The following is a 9,937-nucleotide window of genomic DNA, read 5'->3' on the forward strand; positions in this document are numbered from 1 at the left end:
ATGTCGCTGCTAGCCTCAACAACCTAGCTAATCTCTACAACTCCCAAGGCAGATACAGCGAAGCCGAACCTCTTTACATCGAAGCTTTGGCACTCACGCGCCAGCTGCTGGATGAAGAACATCTAAATGTCGAAAGCCTCAGCAACCTAGCTCAACTCTACAACTCCCAAGGCAGATACAGCGAAGCCGAACCCCTTTTCATCCAAGCTTTAGCACTCAGGCGCAAGCTGCTGGGTGAAGAACATCCAAATGTCGGTGCTAGCCTTAACGACCTCGCGTTACTCTACTACTCCCAAGGCAGATACAGCGAAGCCGAACCCTTGTGCGTACAAGCATTAGACATTTGTGAGCGACAGTTAGGGGCAAATCATCCTAATACCGTTACTGTGCGCGAAGGTTTAGCATATCTACGCGATCGCCTCCCCCCAAATCCAGAATAAGCTAGTTTTGTGCAAAGCATACCGTAATAAAACTGAAAAGCGCGATCGCCTAGACTAAAATTCATATTGAACTAAGTAAAAATGCGATTCAACTTACTCAAAATGAGCTTTGACTTACTCAAAAGCAGCTTTGACTTTCACATTTTGGTGTTTTCCGCAAGCAAAAGAAGCTTTGACTTACTCAAAAGCAGCTTTTGCTTTCTCATTTTGGTGTTTTCCGCAAGCAAAAGCAGCTTTTACTTACTCAAAAGCAGCTTTTGCTTTCTCATTTGGGTGTTTTCTGCAAGCAAAAGCAGCTTTTACTTTCTCATTTTAGTGTTTTCCGCAAGCAAAAGCAGCTTTTGCTTTCTCATTTTGGTGTTTTCGGCAAGCAAAATAAGCTTTTACTTTCTCAAACCCCAGTTTGCTTTCTAATTTGAGTAATTCACGCATTCATTTTGGTATATCATTGAGCCGAAAGCTGGCGTAGGCGTAGCCCGTCGCAGACATCGCTCTAGTAAAGAAGTATAAATCTACAGGCGATCGCTATTATGTGGTTGTGAATGATAGAGAGCAATTGCCCCTACAAGAAAAAATCAGCTACGATCAATCATATAATTATCTTCACAAAAACAGAAATGGTAATTACATACACTGCAAAATATACAAAAACTAATAGCGGATATATGGGACAACTCATTGAATGGCAAGAAGTCATCACAGAAGGAGAAACTATAGAAGAATGCAGGGCTATGTTGCAAGACGCAACAAAAGAAATGATTCTTGCCTATCGTCAACAAAATAAAGAAATTCCCACAGGTGGTTTTTTGCTGGAACAAATTCCTATAGAGGTTTGAGTGTGTCAGTCAAACGAAAGGAGCTAATTAAATACTTAGAACAAAATGGCTTTTATTTATTAAGGGAAGGAGGAAATCATTCTATTTATACTAATGATATAAAAACTATTCCTGTAAAACGACATCGTACCATTGATCGTATTACTGCTAATGAAATTTGCAAACAAGCAGGTTTACTACCTAATTTTTAATTGCTCTGTTAGTTCGTAGTGAAGCACTAACAGTAAACGCTACCCTAGATCAGTATCACTCAAACTTTCAAGTTTCAACCATGATAGCCTCGCCCCAACAAAACTACGTCACCGTTGAAGAATACCTCCAAATAGAGGAAAAGAGCAATATCAAGCATGAATATATAGACGGCAACATCTACGCAATGGCTGGAGCGCTAGATCCACACGTTACTATTGCGGGAAACCTGTTCGCTTTCCTCCGTAATTATATGCGCAGCTCTGGTTGTTGTGTTTACATCGCTGACATGAAAGCCAGAATTGAATCTCTGAATCGCTTTTATTATTCGGATGTGATGGTTACTTGCGATCGACGAGATCAAGAAACGCCAGGTTATAAAAGATTTCCCTGTTTAATTGTCGAAGTTTTATCTAATTCTAGCGAAGCCTTTGACCGGGGCGACAAATTCGCCGATTATCAAACACTGGAAAGTCTGCAAGAATATGTTTTAATTAATACAAAACGTCAGCGAGTTGAGTGTTTTCGACGCAATGAACAAGGGTTGTGGGTTTTACAATCTTACACATCAGAGCATCAATCATTTCGACTCAATAGCGTGGATTTTGAGGAAACAATGACAGCACTCTACGAAGATGTAGTTTTTGAATAATTAATTATTATAGGGTATTCGACGCAATATTTAGTAAACTATATAACTGATAAGCCTTGAAAGCTTCCTTACCAGGCGGAAGCGTTGATGAAAGCAGGCACAATTGATTAAAAAAAAGTTATGGCGCTCATAGTTCAGAAATACGGTGGTACATCTGTCGGTTCAGTCGAACGTATTCAAGCTGTTGCACAGCGTGTTTATAAAACTGTTAAAGCTGGAAACTCTATTGTCGTAGTGGTTTCGGCAATGGGCAAAACCACCGATGGACTCGTCAAACTAGCTACTGAAATTTCTCCAAATCCTAATCGCCGGGAAATGGATATGCTGCTTTCTACTGGCGAACAAGTAACCATTGCCTTACTCAGTATGGCTTTGCAGGAACTCGGACAACCAGCAATTTCCATGACTGGCGCTCAGGTAGGAATTGTTACTGAAGCTGAACACAGCCGCGCTCGGATTTTGCATATTGAAACTACTCGCCTAACTCGCCACATAAATGCAGGTAAAGTAGTTGTAGTAGCTGGCTTCCAAGGTATATCAAGCGCTGGAGAGATGGAAATTACGACTTTGGGTCGTGGTGGTTCCGACACGTCAGCAGTGGCGATCGCAGCCGCATTAAAAGCGAATTTTTGCGAAATTTATACAGACGTTCCAGGGATTCTCACTACAGACCCCCGCTTAGTTGCTGAAGCCCAGTTGATGGATGCCATCAGCTGCGATGAAATGTTGGAATTAGCTAGCTTGGGCGCAAAAGTGCTGCATCCCCGTGCTGTGGAAATTGCCCGTAACTATGGTGTTCCCCTTGTAGTTAGGTCTAGCTGGACGGATCAACCAGGTACTTGGGTGACATCAGCCAAACCCCAAGGGCGATCGCTAATCAATCTAGAAATTGCCCGTCCAGTAGATGCTGTAGAATTTGACACTGACCAGGCAAAGGTCGCTTTGTTGCGCGTACCCGACAAACCAGGCGTTGCAGCCAGGTTATTTGGCGAAATTTCTCGGCAAAAAGTAGACGTAGATTTAATTATTCAGTCAGTTCATGAAGGTAACAGTAATGACATTGCCTTTACTGTCACAACACCAGTATTAAGACGCGCAGAAGCAGTAGCAACAGCGATCGCCCCAGCACTGAGGAGTCAATCTAACCCCAAGTTGGAAGAAGCCGAGGTAATGGTAGAACATAACATTGCCAAAGTCAGCATCGCAGGTGCAGGAATGATTGGCCGTCCTGGTGTTGCTGCAAAGATGTTCGCCACCTTAGCTGAAGCTGGCGTGAATATTCAAATGATTTCCACCAGCGAAGTGAAAGTAAGTTGCGTAGTCGATGCAGCCCAATGCGATCGCGCCGTCATAGCACTCTGTACCGCCTTTGAGATCAAAGTAGGGGACAAGGGGACAAGGGGACAAGGGGGACAAGGAAGAATCATTGAAAAAACTTCTCCCTTGTCTCCCCACTCTCCCTTGTCTTCTTCATCTCCTCCTGTTCGCGGCGTTGCTCTCGATTTGAATCAAGCGCGTCTTGCTATTCGCCAATTGCCAGATCGTCCAGGAATGGCGGCGAAGTTGTTTGGATTATTAGCGCAGCATAATATCAGTGTTGATATGATTATCCAATCTCAGCGCTGCCGGGTGATTGATGGTGTTCCCAGACGAGATATTGCCTTTACAGTCTCGCGGATAGACGGGGAAAATGCCAGAGAAATGCTCACCCAAGTAGCAGCAGAATTAGGATGGGATGAAGTTGTTTTAGATAGTGCGATCGCTAAGGTGAGTATTGTCGGTGCAGGGATGCTAGGACAACCAGGTGTTGCTGCTAAAATGTTTGAAGCTTTAGCCCAACAACAAATCAATATTCAAATGATTGCCACTTCAGAAATCAAAATTAGTTGTGTTGTGGCGCAAGAGCAAGGTGTTAAAGCTTTGCAAGCCATTCATGCAGCCTTTCAACTGGCTGGTAGCGAGAAATTTGTCGTGCCAGCGTAAAATCTGCATCAAGTAGCCCTCACCCTAAATCCCTCTCCCAAGCTTGGGAGAGGGACTTTGCAATATACACGCTGTAGCAGCCCACGCATCGATCTCATTTGAAGTTGCTTAATAAATAAATATTTATATTTTAAAATTAGTAGTAATAACACATAAGCTATAATCGAACAATTTATCAGACTATAATTTATATTGATGAATAGTCATTTACTAGATGGACATTATCGAATACTAAAAGTTATCAATGATGGGGAAAAAGAGAAAACCTATCTAGTTGAAGATGTTAATCTTAATGGTAAAGAATTTATAGTAAAGCAGTTATCTCTTCCTAATAGCAATCCTCAAGCTTTAACAATTCTACGTCGCTTGTTTACAAGTAAGGCAGCAACTTTAGAAAAACTAGGACAGGAACACGAGCCAATTCAAAAGCTCATTGCTTCTTTTGAAGAAAATAAAGAATTTTATCTAGTTCAAGAATTCATACCCGGTAATCCTTTAACTGACGAAATCGTTCAGGGACAACTTCTCAATGAAGATCAAGTAATTAGTTTTTTGTCAGAGATATTAGAAACTTTGGTCGTTGTACATAGCTATGGCGTAATTCATCGGGATCTTAAACCAGCAAATATTATTCGCCGGGAATCAGATAAGAAGTTAGTTTTGGTTAATTTTGCTACTTTTAATGAAGGCATCACTAATACTGTTGAAAATTCCGAGTATATGCCTATAGAACAAATTAACGGCAACCTCAAATATAACAGTGATATATATGCTTTAGGTATAATTGCGATTGCAGCACTGAAAGGTATACCTGCAAACGAAATATCTAATTTACGAAGTCAGAAAAATAAGCTGACAGGTGAAATACTTTGGCGCGATAAAAATCTAAAAGTTAACAGAAAACTAGCAAAAATTATTAATAAAATGGTGCGTTTTGACTATCGTAAGCGCTACCAGTATGCAACCGAAGTTTTAGACGACCTGAAAAAGTTAATAAATGTTGATGACGATCAACAAAAACAGCATCAGAAAAAATTATTACTAGTTCTAGCGGGGATAGCTGGCTGTATTACCCTTAGTGTTGCAGCGTGGCAATTGAGATCGCCAAAACTTGTAAGTGATGCCCAACAGACATTATACCAAGAGGGAGTAAATAAATATGAGTTAGGAAACTATGAAGGAGCAGTTGAAGATTTCAATCACATTATTGAATTAGAGCCGCAAAACGCTTTAGCTTATAATCGGCGAGGTGATGCTTATTATCGATTAGGAGACTACGAGCAAGCACAAGCAGACTCTAGCCAAGCTATTTTACTGAATCCTCAAGATGCTAATGCCTATTTTGACCGAGGATTTGCTTTTTCGGAATTAGGCAAATACAAAGAAGCGATCGCAGATTATACCCAAGCAATAAAGTTAAATTCCAAAGATGCATACCCTTACTATGGACGAGGATTAGCTCGTGCTCAATCGAAGGATAATAAAGGCGCAATTGCAGATTTTAGCAAAGCGATCGCTCTTAAACCTCAGTATACCGAAGCCTACTTGCAACGAGGTATTCTCCACCGTCGCCTCAAACAAAGACTTGAAGCAATCCAAGATTTTGATAAAGTAATTAAGATTAATCCTAGTGATGCTAAAGCTTATTATCAAAGAGGTTTAACTCAATCTCTTAATAAACAAAAAGATGAAGCAATTAAAGACTACACAGATGCAATCAACATTAATCCCAAATACATAGAAGCTTATCTGAATCGTGGTGATATTTACAGCGATCTGGGAAATAAAGTAGAAGCTACTGAAGATTACAATACTATTTTACAGATCGATCCTAAATTTATTGCAGCTTATATTCACAGAGGCATTCACCGCTTTTCTTTTGGAGATTATAAAGGCGCTATTGAAGATTACACCGCAGCACTAAAACTAGATACTAATAATTTAGCAGCTTACAACAACCGTGGTAACGCTTATCTCGAACTGGGAAATAAAAAAGCTGCAAATCAGGATTATTCACAAGCGATCGCAATTAATGCTAACAACGCCTTAGCCTATTATAACCGGGGTGTGATTCGCACCAAACAGAAAAATAAACTGGGTGCGATCGCAGACTTCAAAAAAGCTGCAAGACTATTCCAACAGCAAGGCGAACAAGAGAGTTATCAAGATGCACGGCGGGAAATTGCAATTCTGCAAAATAAGTCAGCGCCAGCGCCAACTACTCGCCCGAAATCTGGGAAAATAGAAAAAAATTGAGCTACCACTCAATATAGTGTTGACTATCAACGGTCAAAACTCTTAGAGAGTGATTGTGCTATTTAAATGTGTTTTATTTTACAAATTTACTACTAGTACTTTATCAAACTAGTTTTGAGAGTTGGTAGTAAGCACTAAAGAGCTTACTACTTAGCTTTATAAATTATAGGCTTTGACATTTTATATGTCGTTGTAGTCAAATAAATTATCGCTCAATATGAGTCTCCGTGTTTTTTCACGACTCAATTAGGATTGTTATATGCTAATTCTCCTGACTTTTTATCCAGATAACCTGGAAATATTCACCCATAGAGATGTCGATACGGTACTGAAAAGAATTGATAGTTCTCACAATATTTGGTTGCGCTGTATTCACTTCCGCGATCGCACCGGAACAGCCAGGATTATCAAGCACTTTGGACTCAATCCATCTCGTGTTAACATGATTTTCAACCATTCCCCTGTAGGAATTGATGAAGACATAGAAGATTGTTTATTTGACAGCTATGAAATCCTAAGTTCTCAAATAAAAAATAATGAGTTTGAGGTTGTACGTGGCAATATTGTGGTTGGAAATAATTTTATCATAACTTTTGAAATCACAGAACTAAAAATTTTAAGTATTTTAGCTAATAATCTCCAAAAGCGAACTCTAGATATTCAGAAGTTGGGAATTGACTATCTTTTTTATCTCATATTTAAAGATATTTTAAATAATTACGAAACTGTATTTACCTATATTTCTAGAAAACTTGATGATTTAGAAGATGAAGTTTTAGACAATTCTGGTGATGAATCAACTTACCAAAAAATTGCCACAATGAGGCAATCTACTCGTTCTGGACGCCGTAATTTTCAAAGCATCAAGTTACTTATGGCTATTATGGATAATGAAGATTTTCAATGGATCGGGCCGCCAGTAAAAGAACTATTCAATCAAGAATTGGTTCATCACGTTGATAAACTCTGGCAAGAATATCAAGCTATAAGAGCCTGGATGTCAGAATTAATGGAAATTCAACGTGATAATATTGCTAGTAAAACAGGTGAACGAATTAATCGTCTAACTATCCTCTCAACCATATTTTTACCAATCACTTTTATGTCTGGCTTCTATGGTATGAACTTCAAATACATGCCGGAATTAGAACAACCTTGGGCTTATCCTCTGGTGATCTGTATGATGGCATTAATTGTGATTGGCAGTATTGTCTATGCCAAAAACCAACGTTGGTTGTAGTATCTATAAAGTTACGAATAAAACGATTATCGAATTATTAAAAAAATCGTGATTTTAAGCCTGTAGGTGCAGAGCAAATCAAATCAGATTTATATATATACTTTGATTAAGTAGACTGAATCAACCCTAAATCGGTAAAAAAACGTGAATCTCCCATTATACCGCCGTAGTTGAGAATGGCAACTACCGAATTCTGGGACGGATGAATGTGGATATCATCAAAACCGGAGGGTATAAAGTTTCAGCTTTAGAAATTGAAGAAGTATTGCGATCGCATCCAGATATTCAGGAATGTGCAGTGGTTGGGTGTTACGGTTTATCTGGGGTGATTGGGAATGTTATGCCGTACAAGATTTTTGGGAATACTATCTGGTAGCTAAACACAAATCTCAAGCTAGGGAGTGTGAACTATGAAAAGCTACACAGATCAAGCTAAAGCCGAAATCTTTTACAACGAAGGTAATGTAAGCGCTAAGATGGGCATGTTTGAAAATGCTCTGTCTCGTTATGATCAAGCTATCACTCTTGATGACGCCAATCCAATGTACTACAACAATCGTGCTGCCACGCTTAAGAGGCTCGGTAGGTTTGAAGAAGCGATCAAGCAGTATGAAGAAATTGTCCAGAAATTTCCAGACTATGGAAAAGCTTTTCTTTCCATAAGCAGCACATGTATTCAAGCAGGTAATTATCAAGGGGCTGTTTCCAGCTATCGACGTTTTCTTGACGCGTACAACAAGGGGCAGTTTACCTTTAATCCAATATGGGGAGAAGTCAATCAAAGTACGTATGGAGAGAATTTGCTAGAGACTGCTTTATTGACATCTATCAACTACTTGTCAGCAGATCAGCAGGGACTAGCGATTCAGGCTTTCCAGGAAGCACAATAGTGAATCATATCGAACCAAAATTCATCTAAAAAAACCCTTTCTTAAATATGTGAGTACAATGGGACGCAAATCTGACTATAAAAATATCAAGACAGAGGAAGTTCAGAAGGCGCTGCTTGGTTTTTAGCTGCCTGGCTTAACAAACGCTTGCACCGGACGGTGGATATACGCTGATGCTGAGTTACATTTTATCTGCCGCCCGTGAAGCTAGCCGTTATATCATGTCCGTATAATTAGTTATGATTTCCACAGTCATTGCACCCCACCCCCAGCCCCTCCCCGCAGGCGGGGAGGGGAGACAAAGCATAGCTTTGACGGGGTGGGGTTCTTCAGGTTTAATAAGTAATCTAGCGGACATTATATTAGACTACCAACCTGCATTATATGGAAGGGTTTAAGTAGTCGAAAAGCGATCGTCCCTACCTAGTTTATCACCCCTTCGGTATTTTGGGTGGACACCAAAAGAGATTTTTACTAGACACACCAAGGGATTCCAGAATTCCTCGCATCACCTCTGTGCAGTACATCCAGTGTCTCAAATCGTCATACATCCGATCGGGATTAAACTCGACATTGTAATGCAGCACATTGGGAAGGTCTAAAAACTCATCACCGCTTTGGGGAGAAAGAAGCAAGAGATGAAATGGCTTCCCCTGGCATTGTTTTTGCAGCTTGTTGACTAAATCTATCACACCACCGCGATCGCTAATTCCTGTGCGGACAAAAAGCACTTTATCGCAGTGTAGTAGTGCGTACCAAAACCTTTGGGAGCTTGCTGTGTAACGAACGCGCATCCGTTCATGGACGGGAGACATATCGTTCGTGGGGTCGTCTGTCTCTTCGACTTCATGGGCAAAGGATAGACCCGACCACTTACTCTGTGGTAAATTCTACCTGCATCAGGACTGTAATGCAGAAAAGCAGGGTTCCACATATCATCAAAACCGTGTTCGATCGCATCCGCAACATCTGCAATATTGGTGGTGCGCGTTAGATAAAACGGAAAGGTGGGGCCATCGTACTCCATCTTATATAGCATCATGCGGACGGCACAGCGATCGCCACTTGTACGCAGATGAACACATTTGCTAATGTCCCACAATCCCAACTCTGGAGTAGAACCGACGATATTAATGGATTCGCCCGTTTGAGTGTATGCATTGCCATTCGATGGCGATCGCTTTCAGGTAATATGTAATTTTGCTGTAGTCGAATACCCCAATGATGGACTAACGATACAATCTTTATACCAAGTTGCTGCTGTGCATAATTCGTAATTACTATACTACAAGGGTTTTATTTATTTTGCACTAGCATTTGCTACTTCGGGCACTACATTTGTTATATCGGCGTTCGCATTTGTTATATCGGCGTTCGCATTTGTTATATCGGCGTTCGCATTTGTTATATCGGCGTTCGCATTTGTTATATCGGCGTTCGCATTTGTTATA

At 40.4% G+C, this 9,937-nt stretch carries 11 protein-coding genes; 10 read left to right on the forward strand and 1 reads right to left on the reverse strand.

Annotated features, from left to right (window positions below; genetic code table 11):
* The 9 genes from V7L12_RS06440 to V7L12_RS06480 form a co-directional block, all read left to right on the forward strand.
* Positions 1–440: tetratricopeptide repeat protein (locus V7L12_RS06440; RefSeq protein WP_335083127.1), on the forward strand; the 440-nt coding region annotated here is incomplete at its 5' end.
* A gap of 542 nt (positions 441–982) precedes the next feature.
* Entirely contained in the window at positions 983–1,276 is a 294-nt protein-coding gene (locus V7L12_RS06445; RefSeq protein WP_335083129.1) for a type II toxin-antitoxin system HicB family antitoxin, read from the forward strand.
* A 2-nt stretch (positions 1,277–1,278) separates the two neighbouring features.
* Positions 1,279–1,467 carry a type II toxin-antitoxin system HicA family toxin gene (locus V7L12_RS06450; protein WP_335083131.1) on the forward strand — a complete coding sequence of 63 codons (189 nt, stop codon included), beginning with the start codon at positions 1,279–1,281 and terminating at the stop codon, positions 1,465–1,467.
* 80 nt (positions 1,468–1,547) lie between these two features.
* On the forward strand, positions 1,548–2,117 hold the full coding sequence (locus tag V7L12_RS06455; RefSeq protein WP_335083133.1) for a Uma2 family endonuclease: 570 nt from the start codon (positions 1,548–1,550) through the stop codon (positions 2,115–2,117).
* A gap of 120 nt (positions 2,118–2,237) precedes the next feature.
* Positions 2,238–4,100, forward strand: a complete 1,863-nt coding sequence (locus tag V7L12_RS06460) for an aspartate kinase (RefSeq protein ID WP_335083135.1) — start codon at positions 2,238–2,240, stop codon at positions 4,098–4,100.
* Between the two features lie 195 nt (positions 4,101–4,295).
* Positions 4,296–6,356: a tetratricopeptide repeat protein gene (locus V7L12_RS06465; protein ID WP_335083137.1), complete on the forward strand. Its 2,061-nt coding sequence runs from the start codon at positions 4,296–4,298 to the stop codon at positions 6,354–6,356.
* 259 nt (positions 6,357–6,615) lie between these two features.
* Complete coding sequence (locus V7L12_RS06470; protein WP_335083139.1) at positions 6,616–7,596, forward strand: magnesium transporter CorA family protein; 981 nt, start codon at positions 6,616–6,618, stop codon at positions 7,594–7,596.
* Between the two features lie 208 nt (positions 7,597–7,804).
* Entirely contained in the window at positions 7,805–7,972 is a 168-nt protein-coding gene (locus V7L12_RS06475) for a hypothetical protein (RefSeq protein ID WP_335083141.1), read from the forward strand.
* A 34-nt stretch (positions 7,973–8,006) separates the two neighbouring features.
* Entirely contained in the window at positions 8,007–8,486 is a 480-nt protein-coding gene (locus tag V7L12_RS06480; protein ID WP_335083143.1) for a tetratricopeptide repeat protein, read from the forward strand.
* Positions 8,487–9,174: 688 nt separating this feature from the next.
* Here V7L12_RS06480 and V7L12_RS33135 read toward each other — a convergent pair.
* Positions 9,175–9,615 (reverse strand): hypothetical protein, encoded by a 441-nt coding sequence (locus tag V7L12_RS33135; RefSeq protein ID WP_442947873.1) that lies wholly within the window; start codon positions 9,613–9,615, stop codon positions 9,175–9,177.
* Between V7L12_RS33135 and V7L12_RS06490 the strand changes: the two genes are divergently transcribed.
* Complete coding sequence (locus tag V7L12_RS06490) at positions 9,562–9,684, forward strand: hypothetical protein (protein ID WP_335083147.1); 123 nt, start codon at positions 9,562–9,564, stop codon at positions 9,682–9,684. The two genes, V7L12_RS33135 and V7L12_RS06490, sit on opposite strands and share 54 nt — an antisense overlap.
* The last annotated feature ends 253 nt before the right edge of the window (positions 9,685–9,937 follow it).

The sequence above is a fragment of the Nostoc sp. genome (assembly GCF_036918245.1).
Taxonomy (GTDB): domain Bacteria; phylum Cyanobacteriota; class Cyanobacteriia; order Cyanobacteriales; family Nostocaceae; genus Nostoc.